This window comes from Burkholderia sp. HMSC10F09, assembly GCF_001806955.1.
GTDB classification, from domain to species: domain Bacteria; phylum Pseudomonadota; class Gammaproteobacteria; order Burkholderiales; family Burkholderiaceae; genus Burkholderia; species Burkholderia multivorans.
Genome location: NZ_KV786499.1, coordinates 1 through 17,147 on the forward strand (window position 1 = coordinate 1; position 17,147 = coordinate 17,147).

At 68.6% G+C, this 17,147-nt stretch carries 16 protein-coding genes and 1 pseudogene; 12 read left to right on the top strand and 5 right to left on the bottom strand.

Annotated features, from left to right (window positions below):
• Nucleotides 1-90: 90 nt before the first annotated feature.
• The 3 genes from HMPREF3115_RS00755 (at nt 91) to HMPREF3115_RS00765 (ending at nt 2,832) form a co-directional block, all read left to right on the top strand.
• Entirely contained in the window at nt 91-1,389 is a 1,299-nt protein-coding gene (locus tag HMPREF3115_RS00755) for a THUMP domain-containing class I SAM-dependent RNA methyltransferase (protein WP_070553195.1), read from the top strand.
• Between the two features lie 248 nt (nt 1,390-1,637).
• On the top strand, nt 1,638-2,066 hold the full coding sequence (locus HMPREF3115_RS00760; protein ID WP_070553197.1) for a VOC family protein: 429 nt from the start codon (nt 1,638-1,640) through the stop codon (nt 2,064-2,066).
• A gap of 79 nt (nt 2,067-2,145) precedes the next feature.
• Complete coding sequence (locus tag HMPREF3115_RS00765) at nt 2,146-2,832, top strand: helix-turn-helix transcriptional regulator (RefSeq protein WP_006401662.1); 687 nt, start codon at nt 2,146-2,148, stop codon at nt 2,830-2,832.
• A 65-nt stretch (nt 2,833-2,897) separates the two neighbouring features.
• On the opposite strand, the pseudogene HMPREF3115_RS32095 reads toward HMPREF3115_RS00765, so the two are convergent.
• From HMPREF3115_RS32095 to HMPREF3115_RS00785, 4 genes and pseudogenes are all read right to left on the bottom strand, one after another.
• Nucleotides 2,898-3,084, bottom strand: a pseudogene (locus HMPREF3115_RS32095) (carbon-nitrogen hydrolase family protein); the annotation flags it as partial.
• Between the two features lie 164 nt (nt 3,085-3,248).
• Nucleotides 3,249-4,703 (bottom strand): NAD(P)(+) transhydrogenase (Re/Si-specific) subunit beta, encoded by a 1,455-nt coding sequence (locus HMPREF3115_RS00775; RefSeq protein ID WP_006401665.1) that lies wholly within the window; start codon nt 4,701-4,703, stop codon nt 3,249-3,251.
• Nucleotides 4,700-5,026, bottom strand: a complete 327-nt coding sequence (locus tag HMPREF3115_RS00780; protein ID WP_006401666.1) for an NAD(P) transhydrogenase subunit alpha part 2 — start codon at nt 5,024-5,026, stop codon at nt 4,700-4,702. The genes HMPREF3115_RS00775 and HMPREF3115_RS00780 overlap by 4 nt, the downstream gene beginning before the upstream one ends.
• A gap of 11 nt (nt 5,027-5,037) precedes the next feature.
• Nucleotides 5,038-6,177: a Re/Si-specific NAD(P)(+) transhydrogenase subunit alpha gene (locus tag HMPREF3115_RS00785; RefSeq protein WP_053297624.1), complete on the bottom strand. Its 1,140-nt coding sequence runs from the start codon at nt 6,175-6,177 to the stop codon at nt 5,038-5,040.
• Between the two features lie 278 nt (nt 6,178-6,455).
• Between HMPREF3115_RS00785 and HMPREF3115_RS00790 the strand changes: the two genes are divergently transcribed.
• From HMPREF3115_RS00790 to HMPREF3115_RS00800, 3 genes are all read left to right on the top strand, one after another.
• Nucleotides 6,456-6,965, top strand: a complete 510-nt coding sequence (locus tag HMPREF3115_RS00790) for an NUDIX hydrolase (protein WP_006401668.1) — start codon at nt 6,456-6,458, stop codon at nt 6,963-6,965.
• The gene (mnmA, locus tag HMPREF3115_RS00795; RefSeq protein ID WP_070553199.1) at nt 6,962-8,107 is read left to right on the top strand and encodes a tRNA 2-thiouridine(34) synthase MnmA; all 1,146 of its coding nucleotides are present in this window, start codon (nt 6,962-6,964) and stop codon (nt 8,105-8,107) included. The genes HMPREF3115_RS00790 and mnmA overlap by 4 nt, the downstream gene beginning before the upstream one ends.
• Nucleotides 8,108-8,222: 115 nt before the next feature.
• Nucleotides 8,223-9,842: an FMN-binding glutamate synthase family protein gene (locus tag HMPREF3115_RS00800; RefSeq protein ID WP_070553201.1), complete on the top strand. Its 1,620-nt coding sequence runs from the start codon at nt 8,223-8,225 to the stop codon at nt 9,840-9,842.
• Nucleotides 9,843-9,939: 97 nt separating this feature from the next.
• On the opposite strand, the gene HMPREF3115_RS00805 is transcribed toward HMPREF3115_RS00800, so the two are convergent.
• A complete protein-coding gene (locus HMPREF3115_RS00805) occupies nt 9,940-10,551 on the bottom strand; it encodes a glutathione S-transferase family protein (RefSeq protein WP_006401671.1) in 612 nt (203 codons plus the stop codon).
• 185 nt (nt 10,552-10,736) lie between these two features.
• Here HMPREF3115_RS00805 and HMPREF3115_RS00810 point away from each other — a divergent pair, with 185 nt between their 5' ends.
• The 6 genes from HMPREF3115_RS00810 to ruvC form a co-directional block, all read left to right on the top strand.
• Nucleotides 10,737-12,122 (top strand): aminopeptidase P N-terminal domain-containing protein, encoded by a 1,386-nt coding sequence (locus tag HMPREF3115_RS00810; RefSeq protein ID WP_070553205.1) that lies wholly within the window; start codon nt 10,737-10,739, stop codon nt 12,120-12,122.
• Between the two features lie 45 nt (nt 12,123-12,167).
• The gene (locus tag HMPREF3115_RS00815; RefSeq protein ID WP_069219989.1) at nt 12,168-13,355 is read left to right on the top strand and encodes a UbiH/UbiF/VisC/COQ6 family ubiquinone biosynthesis hydroxylase; all 1,188 of its coding nucleotides are present in this window, start codon (nt 12,168-12,170) and stop codon (nt 13,353-13,355) included.
• A gap of 147 nt (nt 13,356-13,502) precedes the next feature.
• A complete protein-coding gene (gene dusB / locus HMPREF3115_RS00820) occupies nt 13,503-14,567 on the top strand; it encodes a tRNA dihydrouridine synthase DusB (protein ID WP_053297627.1) in 1,065 nt (354 codons plus the stop codon).
• The gene (locus HMPREF3115_RS00825; RefSeq protein ID WP_006401675.1) at nt 14,564-14,797 is read left to right on the top strand and encodes a Fis family transcriptional regulator; all 234 of its coding nucleotides are present in this window, start codon (nt 14,564-14,566) and stop codon (nt 14,795-14,797) included. The genes dusB and HMPREF3115_RS00825 overlap by 4 nt, the downstream gene beginning before the upstream one ends.
• A gap of 44 nt (nt 14,798-14,841) precedes the next feature.
• Complete coding sequence (purH, locus tag HMPREF3115_RS00830) at nt 14,842-16,407, top strand: bifunctional phosphoribosylaminoimidazolecarboxamide formyltransferase/IMP cyclohydrolase (RefSeq protein WP_006408323.1); 1,566 nt, start codon at nt 14,842-14,844, stop codon at nt 16,405-16,407.
• A 217-nt stretch (nt 16,408-16,624) separates the two neighbouring features.
• The coding region (gene ruvC, locus HMPREF3115_RS00835; RefSeq protein WP_070553203.1) for a crossover junction endodeoxyribonuclease RuvC at nt 16,625-17,147 on the top strand (523 nt) is incomplete at its 3' end.

Consider the following 17,147-nt stretch of genomic DNA (forward strand, 5'->3'; position numbering starts at 1 on the left):
GCCGCGAACCGCGCGTTGCGGCCGACGCCGGGCCGCACGCGCCGGCGCCGCGTACAATACTGGACTTTTGTACGTCCCCGCACCCGCCTTATGTCCTCGCCCACCCTGTACGACTTTTTCGCTCCCTGCCCGCGCGGCCTCGAAGCGGCGCTCGCCGCCGAGCTGGCCGAGATCGCCGGCCGTCACCTGGACGGCGCGCCGTTCGCCGCGGGCGCGCAGGTGCCGGGCGGCGTCCATTTCCGCGGCGGCTGGGCCGCCGGGATGGCCGCGAACCTGCACTCGCGGATCGCGAGCCGGATTCTGCTGAAGATCGCGCACCGCCCGTACCGCAGCGAGCAGGACGTCTACGCGCTCGCGCTCGAGCAGCCCTGGGAACGCTGGTTCGCGGCGACGCAGACGCTGCGCGTCGACATCACCGCGATCAAGTCGCCGCTGAAGAGCCTCGAATTCGCGACGCTGCGCGTCAAGGACGCGATCTGCGACCGGATGCGCGACAAGACCGGCGCACGCCCGAGCATCGACACCAGCGCACCCGACGTGCGCGTGTTCGCGTTCCTGACGGCCACCGACTGCACGCTGTACCTCGACACGTCGGGCGAGCCGCTGTTCAAGCGCGGCTGGCGTCTCGACAAGGGCGCGGCGCCGCTGCGCGAGAACCTCGCGGCCGGCATCCTGCGCCTGACCGGCTGGACGCCCGGCACGCCGCTGTACGACCCGATGTGCGGCAGCGGCACGTTCCTCGCGGAAGCCGCGCAAATGGTGCTCGGCGTCGCGCCGGGCGTCGAGCGCCGATTCGGTTTCGAGAAGCTGAAGCAGTACGACATCACGGCCTGGCAGGGGCTGAAGGTCGCCGCGATCGACGCGAAGCGCGCGGCGCGCGGCCGGCGCGACGATCTGCGCGTCTACGGCAGCGACATCTCCGGCGACATGCTCGAGAAGGCGCGCGCGAACCTCGAGCGCGCGGGCGTGCCGTCCGTCTGGCTCAAGCAGGTCGATGCACGCGGCATGACGCCGCCGTGCGACGGGCCGGGCCTGATCGTCGCGAATCCGCCGTACGGCGAGCGGATCGAGGTGCGCGGCCGCAGCGCACGCGGCGAGGCGCGCGAAACCGGCCGCAACCGCGGCAACGAGGACGCGTTCCGCCGCACGCACACCGACGCGCCCGACAGCGAGTTCTTCAACGCGCTCGGCGATGCGCTGAAGCAGCGCTTCGCCGGCTGGCAGGCGTTCCTGCTGACGTCGGACCGCGCGCTGCCCGGCCAGCTGCGGCTGCGCGAATCGGCGAAGACGCCGCTGTTCAACGGCGCGCTCGAATGCCGGCTGTTCCGTTTCGACCTGATCGCCGGCAGCGTGAAGGCGCGCCCGGCCGCATCGGACGGCGACGCGTAAGCGTCGTCGCCACCCGCACCGGCGCCGCGCGCGCCGGCTGCTGCCACCCACCGCCATGCCCGGCCGCCCGGCCGCGTACCTTCCCCGTCCCGCTCCCGCTCCCGCCGTTCGGCGCAATGCGTCCGCGCGCTGTCAGGACCGCAACGACTGCTGACAGCACGCTGTCAGCAGCGGTCGATCACACTGCAATCCCGGCGCAATGCCAGGCTGGTTTCCAACAGAATCCGAACGAAAAAAAGGAGCTCGTCATGACGTCCGCAACTGCAACTGCAACCGCAAAGACCGCCGCCACCGGCGCGGCCGATCGCGCGATCGCGTGGTTCGACATTCCGTCGCTCGATTTCGACCGCGCGATCCGCTTCTACGAAGCCGTGCTGCAGACCACGCTGCACCGCGAAGTGATCGGCGGCGTGCCGATGGCGATCTTCGACCACGAGGCGTCCAGCACGGGCGGCAGCATCGTGTTCGATCCGCAGCAGCTCAAGCCGAGCGCGAACGGCGTGCTCGTGTATCTGAACGCCGGCGAATCGGTCGTCGCGGCGCTCGATCGCGCGAAGCGCGCGGGCGGCGTCGTGCAGGGCTCGGTCGTCGAACTGCCGAACAACTACGGCTACATCGGCTATCTGATCGACACGGAAGGCAACCGCGTCGGGCTGCACGCGCCGAAATGCCACTGAGCGCGCGTGCCGCCGCCGCGCGGCCGGCGCGGCGCTATCATCGCGACATTCCCGTCCCCGAAGGAGCCGAGGTGCAGCCATGACGCGCCGTGCCGACCGCCTGTTCCAGATCGCCGAACTGCTGCGCGGGCGGCGTCTGACGACCGCCCAGCAACTCGCCGACTGGCTGTCGGTGTCGCCGCGCACGGTCTATCGCGACGTGCGCGACCTGCAGCTGTCGGGCGTGCCGATCGAAGGCGAAGCGGGGATCGGCTACCGGCTGAACCGCAACGCGAGCCTGCCGCCGCTCACGTTCACGGCCGAGGAGCTGGCCGCGCTCGCGGCCGGCGCGCGGATGCTCGAAACCTGGGGCGGCGCGCGCTTCGCGGGCGGCGCGCGATCGGCGCTCGCCAAGATCGCGTCCGCGATGCCGGCCGACAAGCGCACCGCACTCGATCGCCTGCCGGTGTTCGCGCCGTCGTTTCACATCGACGAAGCGTTCTTCGCGAAGGTCGATGCGATCCACCAGGCCGTCGATACGCGCCATATCGTCAGCTTCACGTATCGCGACCGGCTCGGTGCGCATACGAAGCGGCGCGTGTGGCCGCTCGGGCTCGTCTACTGGGGCGGGCGCTGGACGATCGGCGCGTGGTGCGAGCTGCGCGGCGACTTCCGCACGTTCGACATCGCGCGGATGGGCGACATCACCGTGCACGAGCAGTTTCCGGACATGGAAGGCCGGCGCATCGCCGACTACATGCGGATCGCGGAAACGCCGATGCGCTGACGCAGCCGCGTCGATTCGCGCGGGCGGCGCCCCGCGCGGGGGCACCCCTGCCCTGCTGATGCCCCGAACACCAAGGGCCGCTTCGGCCGCTCGTCGACGTGCAGCGAGAACACGTCGGCGCGCGCATAGTGCGCCGACCACGTCGAAGTCGTAGCGCGCGCGCACGAGTTCATCGGTGTCGATACGCGCGCTCACGAGCCCCGCCTCGCCGATCGGCGGCTCGGTCAGCGAATCGCCGAGCGGCCCGACGAGCGCGCAGCGCGCTCCGGCGATCGTGCGCGTGCGCGACACGATCGCCGCGTGCGTCGAACGAATCGTGCGCCCGTAAACGATCGGGGCCCGGCCGGCATCCGCCAGACGGGCCCCATTGTCGAACCGCACCCGGCCGCATCGCACGGTCGGACCGCTCGCACGCGCTACTCGACCGCCTTCACCATGTCTTCGATGACCTTCTTCGCGTCGCCGAACACCATCATCGTCTTGTCCATGTAGAACAGGTCGTTGTCGAGCCCCGCGTAGCCGGCCGCCATCGAGCGCTTGTTGACGATCACCGTGCGCGCCTTGTACGCCTCGATGATCGGCATGCCCGCGATCGGCGACTTCGGATCGTTCTTCGCGGCCGGGTTCACGACGTCGTTCGCGCCGAGCACGAGCACGACGTCCGCCTGCCCCATCTCGCCGTTGATGTCCTCCATCTCGAACACGATGTCGTACGGCACTTCCGCTTCCGCGAGCAGCACGTTCATGTGGCCCGGCATCCGCCCGGCGACCGGGTGGATCGCGTAGCGCACGTCGACGCCCTTCTCGATCAGCTTGTCGGTCAGCTCCTTCAGCGCATGCTGCGCACGCGCGACGGCCAGCCCGTAGCCCGGCACGATCACGACCGATTCCGCGTTGCCGAGCATGAACGCCGCATCGTCGGCCGAGCCCGACTTCACGGGGCGCTGCTCCTGCGCACCCGCCGCGCCGCCGGCCGCGGCCTCGCCACCGAAGCCGCCGAGGATCACGTTGAAGAACGAGCGGTTCATCGCGTGGCACATGATGTACGACAGGATCGCACCGGAGGAACCGACGAGCGAACCCGCGATGATCAGCATCGCGTTGTTCAGCGAGAAGCCGATGCCGGCGGCGGCCCAGCCCGAGTACGAGTTCAGCATCGACACGACCACCGGCATGTCCGCGCCGCCGATCGGGATGATGATCAGCACGCCCAGCACGAATGCGATCGCCGTCATGATGATGAACGGCAGCCACGCCTGCGTGATGAAGAACAGGATGCCGAAGCCGAGCATCGCGATCGCGAGCATCAGGTTGATCAGGTGCTGGCCTGCGTACACGACGGGCGCGCCCTGGAACAGGCGGAACTTGTACTTGCCGGACAGCTTGCCGAACGCGATCACCGAACCCGAGAACGTGATCGCGCCGACGAACGTGCCGATGAACAGCTCGACGCGGTTGCCGTACGGAATGAAGTTCGACGACACCGCGTCCTGCGGCACGAGCCCGAACGCTTCGGGCTCCGACACGACCGCATACGCGATGCAGACGGCCGCGAGACCGATCAGCGAGTGCATCGCCGCGACGAGTTCCGGCATCTTGGTCATTTCGACGCGCGCGGCGACGAACGCGCCGACCGCACCGCCGACGACGAGCGCGCCGAGCACGAGCGCGAGCCCGAGCGGCAGGTTCGCGCCGAGCCACGCGGCCTGCTTGACGATCAGCGCGATCGTCGTGAGGATCGCGATGGCCATCCCGACCATGCCGAACAGATTGCCGCGCCGCGCGCTCTTCGGGTTCGACAGCCCCTTCAGCGCCTGGATGAAGCACACCGATGCGACGAGGTACAGCAGCGTGACGACGTTCATGCTCATCGCGCGCCCTCCTTGCCGCCCTCGACACGCTTGGGCTCCTTCTTGCGGAACATCTCGAGCATCCGTCTCGTCACGAGAAAGCCGCCGAACACGTTGACGGCCGCCAGCGCGACCGCGAGCGTGCCGAACACCTTGCCGGTCGCGCCGACGGTCAGCGCGGCGGCCAGCATCGCGCCGACGATCACGATCGCCGAAATCGCGTTGGTCACGGCCATCAGCGGCGTATGCAGCGCGGGCGTGACGTTCCACACCACGTGGTAGCCGACGTACACCGCCAGCACGAAGATGATCACGTTGATCACCGTGTGATTGATGACTTCCATGGTCTCCTCCGTTATTTGCGGGTCACTTCGCCGTCGCGGCACAACAGCGTCGCCGCGACGATGTCGTCGGCGAGGTCGATGTTCAGCACGCCTTCCTTCGTGACGATCAGCTTCATGAAATCGAGCAGGTTGCGCGCGTAGAGCGCGGACGCATCCGACGCGACCATCGAGGCGAGATTCGTATGGCCCGCGATCGTCACGCCGTTGTGCACGATCACCTGGTCGGCCACCGTCAGCGGGCAGTTGCCGCCCTTGCGGCCGTCGACTTCCGGCCCGCGGCCGGCCGCGAGATCGACGAGCACCGAGCCGGGCTTCATCGCCCGCACGGTCTCCGCCGAGATCAGCGTCGGCGCAGGGCGGCCCGGAATCAGCGCGGTCGTGATCACGATGTCGGCCTGCTTCGCGCGCTCGTGCACGAGCGCGGCCTGACGCGCGAGCCACGACGGCGGCATCGGCCGCGCATAGCCGCCGACGCCCTGCGCGGCGTCGCGCTCTTCGTCGGTTTCGTACGGAACGTCGAGGAATTTCGCGCCGAGCGATTCGATCTGCTCCTTCACGGCGGGCCGCACGTCGGAGGCCTCGATCACGGCGCCGAGCCGCTTCGCGGTCGCGATTGCCTGCAGCCCGGCCACGCCGGCGCCGAGCACCAGCACGCGCGCGGCCTTCACGGTGCCCGCGGCCGTCATCAGCATCGGCAGGAAGCGCGGATAGAGCGACGCGGCGACCAGCACGGCCTTGTAGCCGGCGATGTTCGCCTGCGACGACAGCACGTCGAGACTTTGCGCGCGCGTGGTGCGCGGCGCCGCTTCCAGCGCGAAACCGGTCACGCCGGCCGCCGCGAGCTTCGCCGCCTGCTCGGCGTTGAACGGCTCGAGCATCCCGACCAGCACCGCGCCGCGCTTCAGCGACGGTAGTTCCGCATCGGTCGGCGCCTGCACCTTCAGCACGATGTCGGCGCCAAACGCGGCCGACTGGTCGGTCAATTCCGCACCGGCGGCGGCATAGGCTTCGTCCGGATAGCTGGCCGCAGTCCCGGCCCCCTTCGCGACGCTGACGCGGTGGCCGGCGGCCGCGTACTTCTTCACGGTCTCCGGCGTCGCGGCCACGCGCGCCTCGTTGGCCCGCGTCTCAGCAGGCACTCCAATATGCATCGTCAGTTCCTCCAGTCATCGTTGATATTTCTAGTCTTGCGATTCTGACTGCAACAACGAGCCGGACAGGCTGACTACCGGCTCACGGGCAACGGCGTTCACGCAGCACTTTAACCGAAAGCGTTCCGCGCGCCAGCACTTTCCGCACGATCGTGCGAGGTTGCCAACGTGCGGCGCGGCGCACGCTTGCACCATGCACGACGGCGCGCACCGAAGGGTCGGATTCGTCTAACGAGACGGCCGGCAGCGTCCGGGCGCAACCGGTAAAATGCCGAACCATGAAACCCGAAATCTGGACCCCGCACGTGACCGTCGCGGCGCTCGTCGAGCGCGACGGCCGCTTCCTCGTGATCGAGGAAGAAACTTCGACGGGCCTGCGCATCAACCAGCCGGCCGGCCATCTCGAAGCCGGCGAAACGCTCGCCGACGCGGTGATCCGCGAAACGCTCGAGGAAACCGCGCATCCGTTCGTGCCGACGGCGCTCGTCGGCGTGTACCTCGCACATTACGAGCGCCCCGGCAGCGCGGGCGCGACGTATCTGCGCTTCACGTTCTGCGGCACGGCGGGCGAGCGCATCGTCGGTCAGCGGCTCGACGACGGCATCGTCCGCACGCTGTGGATGACGGCCGGTGAACTGCGCGCGTGCATCGAACGCCACCGGTCGCCGGCCGTGATGCGCTGTGTCGACGACTATCTGGCCGGGCGGCGCGTTCCGCTCGATTTCGTGCATACGCATTCGGTCGCGCCGCGGCCGGACGCATTCGACCGTCAGGCGGTAAACAAATGAGCAAGCGCCGTGTGGTAGTGGGCATGTCGGGCGGCGTCGATTCGTCGGTGACCGCGTGGCTGCTGAAGGAACAGGGTTACGACGTCGTCGGACTGTTCATGAAGAACTGGGAAGACGACGACGACGGCGAATACTGCTCGACGCGTCAGGACTGGATCGACGTCGTGTCGGTCGCCGACCTGATCGGCATCGACGTCGAGGCCGTGAACTTCGCGGCCGAATACAAGGACCGCGTGTTCGCGGAATTCCTGCGCGAATATTCGGCCGGCCGTACGCCGAACCCGGACGTGCTCTGCAACGCCGAGATCAAGTTCAAGGCGTTCCTCGATCACGCGATGTCGCTCGGCGCGGAAACGATCGCGACCGGCCACTACGCGCGCGTGCGCGAACGCGACGGCCGCTTCGAATTGCTGAAGGCCTTCGATCATACGAAAGACCAGTCGTATTTCCTGCACCGGCTGAACCAGGCGCAGCTGTCGAAGACGATGTTCCCGCTCGGCGAGATTCCGAAGACGAAAGTGCGCGAGATCGCCGCGCAGATCGGGCTGCCGAACGCGAAGAAGAAGGATTCGACCGGCATCTGCTTCATCGGCGAGCGGCCGTTCCGCGACTTCCTGAACCGCTATCTGCCGACGAAACCGGGCCCGATGAAGACGCCGGACGGCAAGCTCGTCGGCGAGCACATCGGCCTCGCGTTCTACACGTTCGGCCAGCGCAAGGGCATCGGCCTCGGCGGCAGCAAGGACGGCAGCGGCGAACCGTGGTTCGTCGCTGCGAAGGACATCCCGTCGAACACGCTCTACGTCGTGCAGGGCCACGATCATCCGTGGCTGCTGTCGCGCGAGCTCGTCGCCGGCAACGTGAGCTGGGTCGCGGGCGAGCCGCCCGCCGAAGGCTTCGCGTGCGGCGCGAAGACGCGCTACCGGCAGGCCGACGCCGCATGCACGTTCGCGCGCGCCGGCGGCGAGCGCTTCTCGCTCGCGTTCGCCGACGCGCAATGGGCCGTCACGCCCGGCCAGTCGGCCGTGCTGTACGACGGCGAGGTCTGCCTGGGCGGCGGCATCATCGAATTCGCGGCCACCGGCCAGCCGGGCCACGCGCCCGCTCCGGCCGCCGCGCCGGCCCTCGCCGAAGCACGCTGACCCCCGTTCGGTTTAGACTTGCGGCACGCCGCGCCCGGCGGAACACGATTCCGTCGAGGCCGGCGCGCCGCCGCGCAGCGTACGCATGGCGGCCGTTCACTTCTGTGGAGTCCCCATGCTTTCACGACGCTATCTCGCGATGTGGTGCGCGGTCCTGCTGCTCGTCGCGGCGGCCGCGCTCGCGTCGTTCCACGTGCTCTCGGGGCTGTGGATCGCGATCCCGGCGGCGCTCGTCGCCCTCGGCCTGTACGACCTGAACCAGGACCGCCACGCGATCCTGCGCAACTACCCGCTCTGGGGCCACTTCCGCTTCCTGTTCGAATTCATCCGTCCGGAAATCCGCCAGTACTTCGTCGAGGACGATACCGACGAGAAACCGTTCTCGCGCGCGCAGCGCAGCCTCGTCTACCAGCGTGCGAAGAACGTCGCCGACAATCGCCCTTACGGCACCGAGCTCAACGTAAAGGCGGTCGCGCACGAATGGATCAGCCACTCGCTCGCGCCGACGCGGCTGCCGAACCATGACTTCCGGATCCGCGTCGGCGCGACGCGCGCGCAGCCGTACGACATCTCGATCTTCAACATCTCGGCGATGAGCTTCGGCTCGCTGTCCGCGAACGCGATCCGCGCGCTGAACCTCGGCGCGAAGAAAGGCGGCTTCGCGCACGACACCGGCGAAGGCTCGCTATCGAAGTACCACCGCGAGCACGGCGGCGACATCGTCTGGGAAATCGCGTCCGGCTACTTCGGCTGCCGCAACGACGACGGCACGTTCAACCCCGACAAGTTCGCGAAGCAGGCCGCCGACCCGCAGGTCAAGATGATCGAGATCAAGCTGTCGCAGGGTGCGAAGCCGGGCCACGGCGGCGTGCTGCCGGCCGCGAAGATCACGCCCGAGATCGCCGAGACGCGCGGCGTGCCGATGGGCAAGGACTGCATCTCGCCCGCGACGCACTCGGAATTCTCGACGCCGCGCGGGCTGCTCGAATTCGTCGAGCGGCTGCGCACGTTGTCGGGCGGCAAGCCGACCGGCTTCAAGCTGTGCATCGGCCATCCGTGGGAATTCTTCGGCATTGCGAAGGCGATGCTCGAGACGGGGATCGTGCCGGACTTCATCGTCGTCGACGGCGCCGAAGGCGGCACCGGCGCGGCGCCGCTCGAATTCACCGACCACGTCGGCGTGCCGCTGCAGGAAGGGCTGCTGCTCGTGCACAACACGCTCGTCGGCATCGGGCTGCGCGACCGCGTGAAGATCGGCGCGAGCGGCAAGATCATCACCGCGTTCGACATCGCGCGCACGCTCGCCATCGGCGCGGACTGGGTGAACTCGGCGCGCGGCTTCATGTTCGCGGTCGGCTGCATCCAGGCGCAGCATTGCCACACCGACCGCTGCCCGACCGGTGTCGCGACGCAGGATCCGGTGCGTCAGCGCGCGCTCGTCGTGCCCGACAAGGCCGAGCGCGTCTACAACTTCCACCGCAATACGCTGCACGCGCTGCAGGAGCTCGTGCAGGCGGCCGGGCTGTCGCATCCGTTGGAGCTGCGCGCGCATCACATCGTGCAGCGGGTGTCGCCGCACGAGGTCCGGCTGATGTCGCAGTTGCTGAAATATCTGAAGCCGGGCGCGCTGCTCGACGGCAACACGTGCGGCTATACGCTGTACGACAAGTGGTGGCCGATTGCCCGCAGCGATTCGTTCACGCTCGGCGAAACGGTCTACGCGTCGATCGACTGACGCGTGTGCGGGCCTCGGTCGGTGGCGGCCCGTCAACCGGTCAGGTCGAAAAAAAGCGCCCTCTCAGGGGCGCAGTCTGCGGCATACGGCCCGCCGGTCAGCCCTGCGGCAGCGTATCGGCGAACGACTGACGCTGCGACAGCTTCACGAAATGCTTGTCGAGGTTCGGGTGACGTTCGCGCCAGTTCAGCTCGGGCATCCGGAAGTCGAGATAGCCGAGCGCGCAGCCGAGCGAGATGTCGGCCAGCGTGTAATGATTGCCGACGCACCACGTCTTGCTGCCCAGGCCTTGCGACATCGCGACGAGGCCGTCGTCGATCTTGCGCTGCTGCCGCGCGATCCAGCTCGCGCTGCGCTGCGCTTCGTCGCGCAGCGTGTGTTCGAGACGGATTGCGACCGACGCGTCGAGCACGCCGTCGCACAGCGCTTCCCAGCAGCGCACCTCGACGCGCTCGCGCCCCGAAGCCGGAATCAGTTTGCCGACCGGCGACAGCGTATCGACGTATTCGCAGATCACGCGCGAATCGAACACCGCCGCGCCGTCTTCCATCACGAGACACGGCACCTTGCCGAGCGGATTCGACGCATGAATGTTCGTATCGGGGGCCCACACGTTCTCGAGCTCCAGCTTGTAGTCGATCTTCTTTTCAGCGAGCACGATCCGCGCCTTGCGGACGTACGGGCTGCTGAGCGAACCGATTAATTTCATCATCTGCCTTTTTAAGGGAACCGCCGGGAGTATACGTTGTCGCCGATCATAACCGGGCGGCACGGCCGGGTAGAAAATCGCCCGTCCGGCCTGTGGATGGTTTGCAACAATCGGCCGGCGGGCCCGGCTGCGCGGCGCTCGCGCGCACTTTCGCGCGCCGCGGCCGGCGGCGCTACAATCGCACGATGAATCCGCCCCTCGATACCGCCATTGCCGTCGACGTCTACCGCCAGCGCCGCGAACGCGTGCTTGCCGCACTGCGCGCCGCGGGCGGCGGCGTCGCCATCGTGCCCACCGCGCCGGAAGTGCTGCGCAACCGCGATACGGGCTATCCGTACCGGCACGACAGCTACTTCTATTACCTGACCGGCTTCACCGAGCCCGACGCGGTGCTCGTGCTGAACGCGGCCGCGGCGCACGGCGCGCCCGAGTCGATCCTGTTCTGCCGCGCGAAGAACGCCGATCGCGAGATCTGGGAAGGGTTCCACTACGGGCCCGAGGCCGCGCGCGACACGTTCGGCTTCGACGCCGCGTACGCGACCGACGTGCTCGATACCGAGATCCCGCGCCTGCTCGCCGATGCGGGCACCGTCCACTACCGGTTCGGCGCGTCGACCGCGTTCGACCGGCAGCTCGCGCGCTGGCTCGATGCGGTGCGCGCGCAGGCACGCTCGGGCGTCGCCGCGCCGGACGCGATGCGCGACCTCACGCCGCTGCTCGACGACATGCGGCTCGTGAAGGACGAACACGAGCTCGCGATCATGACGCGCGCCGCCCACATCTCGGCGCTCGCGCATCGGCGTGCGATGCAGGCATGCAAGCCCGGCATCCGCGAATACGAACTCGAGGCCGAGCTGCTGTATACGTTCCGCCTGCACGGCGCGCAGGCGCCCGCCTACGGATCGATCGTCGCGGCCGGCGCGAACGCGTGCGTATTGCACTACCCGGCCGGCAACGCGGCCGCGCGGGACGGCGACCTGATCCTGATCGACGCCGCGTGCGAACTCGACGGCTACGCCTCCGACATCACACGCACGTTCCCCGCGAACGGGCGCTTCTCGCCCGCGCAGCGCACGCTGTACGACATCGTGCTCGCCGCGCAGCAGGCCGCGATCGACGCGACGCGCGCGGGCGTGCCGTTCGAGGCGCCGCACGACGCGGCCGTGCGCGTGCTCGCGCAGGGGCTGCTCGACACCGGCATCATCGCGAAAACGCGCTTCTCGAACGTCGACGACGTGATCGCCGAGCGCGCGTACACGCGTTTCTACATGCACCGCACGGGCCACTGGCTCGGGATGGACGTGCACGACTGCGGCGACTACCGCGAACGGCACGCCGAGCGCGACGCCAACGGCGCGCTGCCGTGGCGCACGCTGAAGCCCGGCATGGCGCTGACGGTCGAACCGGGCCTGTACGTGCGCGCGGCCGACGACGTGCCGTCCGAGTACTGGAACATCGGCATCCGCATCGAAGACGACGCGATCGTGCGCGAGCACGGCTGCGAGCTGATCACGCGCGACGTGCCCGTCGCGGCGGCCGACATCGAGGCGCTGATGCGTGCGCGCGCGTAAGCCGCACGCGGGCCGCCGACCGTTATTTCCGTTTCACGAATTCCGATGACCCACGCTTCCTCCCCGCCCCCGACCGACTACGACCTCGCGATCGTCGGCGCGGGCCCGGTCGGGCTCGCGCTCGCCGGCTGGCTCGCGCGGCGCAGCGCGACGCAGCACGCGTCGATCGCGCTGATCGATGCGCGCGAGCCGTCCGCGAGCGCGAACGATCCGCGCGCGATCGCGGTGTCGCACGGCAGCCGCGTGCTGCTCGATACGCTCGCGTGGCCGGCCGACGCGACGCCGATCGAACACATTCATGTGTCGCAGCGCGGCCATTTCGGGCGCACGCTGATCGAGCGCGACGAGCACGATCTCGCGGCACTCGGCTACGTCGTGCGCTACGGCTCGCTCGTCCAGGCGCTCGCCGGCGCCGTGCGCGGCAGCCGCGTCGACTGGCTCACGTCGACCACCGCGCGCGCGCCGCTGCAGGACGCCGACGGCGTCGCGCTGACGCTCGACGGGCCGCACGGCGAACGCGTGCTGCGCGCGCGCATCGTCGTGAATGCCGAAGGCGGGCTGTTCCACGAGCAGCAGGCAGACGCCGGCAAGCATCGACGCGACTACGGCCAGACCGCGCTCGTCGGCACCGTGACGGTGTCGTCGCCGCGCCCGAACGTCGCGTGGGAGCGCTTCACGCACGAAGGCCCGCTCGCGCTGCTGCCGCTCGGCGGCCCGCGGCAGGCCGACTATGCGCTCGTCTGGTGCTGCGCGCCGGACGAGGCGGCGCGCCGCGCGGCGCTGCCCGACGACGCCTTCCTGCGCGAACTCGGGATCGCGTTCGGCGAGCGGATGGGCAGCTTCGTCGCGATCGCGGGCCGCGCGTCGTTTCCGCTCGGGCTCAACGCCGCGCAGACGCTCGTCAAGGGCCGCGTCGCGATCGTCGGCAATGCCGCGCAGACGCTGCACCCGGTCGCGGGCCAAGGGCTGAACCTCGGGCTGCGCGACGCGCACACGCTCGTCGACGTGCTGTCGACGCAGGGTTTCGACGCGACCGCGCTCGCGACCTTCAATGCGCGCCGCGCGCTCGACCGGCGGCTCACGATCGGCGCGACCGACACGCTCGCGCGGCTGTTTACGATCGATGCCGGCCCGCTGCCGCTGCTGCGCGGCGCGGCGCTCACCGCGCTCGAATTCGTGCCGCCGCTGAAGAAGGCGATCGCGCGGCAGATGATGTTCGGCCAGCGCGGCTGACGCGCGCGGCGCGCAGACCGCGCCGGCCGGTGCCGGTGTGCGTCCACACAAACCGGGTCAAATCGGCGGGGGTTGGGAATACGGTAAAATGCGCGTTTTCCCTCCGCCCTTTCGATGCCCGCGCGTGCCGCGGGCGGTGCCATTGCGATGCCCGTTATCGGCTCTCACGTATTGCGTAACAACCTGTTCGTCGCGCCGATGGCCGGCGTGACGGACCGTCCGTTCCGCCAGCTCTGCAAGAAGCTCGGCGCCGGCTACGCCGTGTCCGAGATGGTCGCGTCCAACGCGCAGCTCTGGAAGAGCGCGAAGACGATGCGCCGCGCCAACCACGCAGGCGAAGTCGAGCCGATCGCGGTGCAGATCGCGGGCGCCGATCCGGCGATGATGGCCGAAGCGGCGCGCTACAACGTCGACAACGGCGCGCAGATCATCGACATCAACATGGGCTGCCCCGCCAAGAAGGTCTGCAACGTGGCGGCCGGCTCCGCGCTGCTGCAGAACGAGCCGCTCGTGCAGCGGATCGTCGAGGCCGTCGTCGCGGCCGTCGGCACGGGGCCCGACGCGGTGCCCGTCACGCTGAAGATCCGCACCGGCTGGGACCGCGAGCACAAGAACGCGATCACGATCGCGCGGCTCGCCGAGGCCGCCGGCATCTCGATGCTCACCGTGCACGGCCGCACGCGCGCCGATCTGTACCGCGGCGAGGCCGAGTACGAAACGATCGCGGCCGTGAAGGCGGCCGTGCGCATTCCGATCGTCGCGAACGGCGACATCACGTCGCCCGCGAAGGCGAAGGCCGTGCTCGAGGCAACGGGCGCCGACGCGCTGATGATCGGTCGTGCCGCGCAAGGCCGGCCGTGGCTGTTCCGCGAAATCGATCATTTCCTGCAAACGGGCGAGCTGCTGCCGCCGCCGCGCATCGACGAGATCCAGCAGGTGATGAACGAGCACCTGGAAGACCACTACGCGTTCTACGGCGAATTCACCGGCGTCCGTACTGCGCGCAAGCACATCGGCTGGTACACTCGCGGCCTTTCCGGTGCCAACGCGTTCCGGCACCGGATGAACACGCTCGATTCCACCCGCGAGCAGCTCGCCGCCGTCAATGCGTTCTTCGACGCGCAAAAGGCGCTGTCGGACCACCTCGTCTACGTCGACGACGACGAAAACGGTCAGGGCGAGCCGGACGACCATAACCAGTTAGCAGCATGAGCAAGCACAACATCGAACAATGTGTCCGCGAGAGCCTGGACGTGTATTTCCGGGATCTAGACGGCTCCAATCCGCACGACGTCTATGAAATGGTGATGTCCTGCGTCGAAAAGCCGATGCTCGAGGTCGTGCTCGAACAGGCGGGCGGCAACCAGTCGCTCGCCGCCGAGTACCTCGGCATCAACCGCAATACGCTGCGCAAGAAGCTGCAGCAGCACGGCCTGCTGTAGTCGGCCGCCCCGTCCCCGTTTCCCTGGCTATTGGTGGTTCCATCATGATCAAGCAAGCGCTCATTTCCGTTTCCGACAAGACCGGCATCGTCGACTTCGCGAAGTCGCTGTCCGACCTCGGCGTCAAGCTGCTGTCGACGGGCGGCACCGCGAAACTGCTCGCCGACGCGGGCCTGCCCGTCACCGAAGTGGCGGACTACACGGGCTTTCCGGAAATGCTCGATGGGCGCGTGAAGACGCTGCATCCGAAGGTGCACGGCGGCATCCTCGCGCGTCGCGACCTGCCCGAGCACATGCAGGCGCTGGAAGCGCACGACATCCCGACGATCGACCTGCTCGTCGTGAACCTGTATCCGTTCGTCGCGACGATCGCGAAGGACGACTGCACGCTCGCCGACGCGATCGAGAACATCGACATCGGCGGCCCGACGATGCTGCGTTCGGCCGCGAAGAACCACCGCGACGTGACGGTCGTCGTCGATCCGGCCGACTACGCGGTCGTGCTCGACGAAATGAAGGCGAACGGCAACACGGTCGGCTACGCGACGAACTTCCGGCTCGCGACGAAGGTATTCGCGCACACCGCGCAATACGACGGCGCGATCACCAACTACCTGACGAGCCTGACCGAAGAACTGAAGCACAGCTCGCGCAATCCGTATCCGGCGACGCTGAACATGGCGTTCGAAAAGGTGCAGGACCTGCGCTACGGCGAGAACCCGCACCAGAGCGCGGCGTTCTATCGCGACATCGTCACGCCGGCCGGCGCGCTCGCGAACTACCGCCAGCTGCAGGGCAAGGAACTGTCGTACAACAACATCGCCGATTCGGACGCGGCGTGGGAATGCGTGAAGACGTTCGACGCGCCGGCGTGCGTGATCATCAAGCATGCGAACCCGTGCGGCGTCGCGGTCGGCAACGACTCGGCCGATGCGTACGCGAAGGCGTTCCAGACCGACCCGACGTCGGCGTTCGGCGGCATCATCGCGTTCAACCGCGAAGTCGACGAAGCGGCTGCACAGGCCGTTGCCAAGCAGTTCGTCGAAGTGCTGATCGCGCCGTCGTTCACCGATGCCGCGAAGCAGGTGTTCGCCGCGAAGCAGAACGTGCGACTGCTGGAGATCGCGCTTGGCGAAGGCCATAACGCGTTCGACCTGAAGCGTGTCGGCGGCGGCCTGCTCGTGCAGTCGCTCGATGCGAAGAACGTGCAGCCGCATGAGCTGCGTGTCGTCACGAAGCGTCATCCGACGCCGAAGGAAATGGACGACCTGCTGTTCGCGTGGCGCGTGGCGAAGTACGTGAAGTCGAACGCGATCGTGTTCTGCGGCAACGGCATGACGCTCGGCGTCGGTGCCGGCCAGATGAGTCGCGTCGACTCCGCGCGCATCGCAAGCATCAAGGCGCAGAACGCGGGCCTGACGCTGGCCGGTTCGGCCGTGGCGTCGGACGCATTCTTCCCGTTCCGCGACGGTCTGGACGTGGTCGTCGCGGCAGGCGCGACCTGCGTGATCCAGCCGGGCGGCTCGGTGCGCGACGACGAAGTGATCGCGGCAGCCGACGAGCACAACATCGCGATGATCCTGACGGGCGTGCGTCACTTCCGTCACTGATCGCCCGCATGCGGCCCGCGCGGCCGCTGCGCCCATGCCCGGCGGCGTCGCACCCGCCGGGTTTTTTATTGGGCCGCGCATGAACGGCCGGCCGTGCGGGACCGCACCTGCACCGCGCCTCGCGCGAACGGGGGTTCCGCCTCGCTGCGCCCCGTGCGGCGACGGCGCCCTGCCCCTTTCGTTGTAGTATCGCTGCATCACGCAACTCCCTCTTCACATGCGAATTCTCGGCATCGACCCCGGCCTGCGCGTCACCGGCTTCGGCGTCATAGACGTCAGCGGCCATCGGCTCGCCTATGTCGCGAGCGGCGTGATCCGCACGCCGACGGCCGATCTGGCCACGCGCCTCGGCACGATCTTCGCGGGCGTCTCGACGCTCGTACGCGAACACGCACCGGACCAGGCCGCGATCGAAAAAGTGTTCGTCAACGTGAACCCGCAGTCGACGCTGCTGCTCGGCCAGGCGCGCGGCGCCGCGATCTGCGGGCTCGTATCGGGCGGACTGCCCGTCGCCGAATACACCGCGCTGCAGCTGAAGCAGGCGATCGTCGGCTACGGCCGCGCGACGAAGGCGCAGATGCAGGAGATGGTCACGCGGCTGCTGAGCCTGAGCGGCCAGCCCGGCAGCGATGCGGCCGACGCGCTCGGCATCGCGATCTGCCATGCGCACGGCGGCAATTCGTTGAGCACGCTCGGCGGCCTCGCGCCGGCGCTCGCGCAGAAAGGCCTGCGCTTGCGCC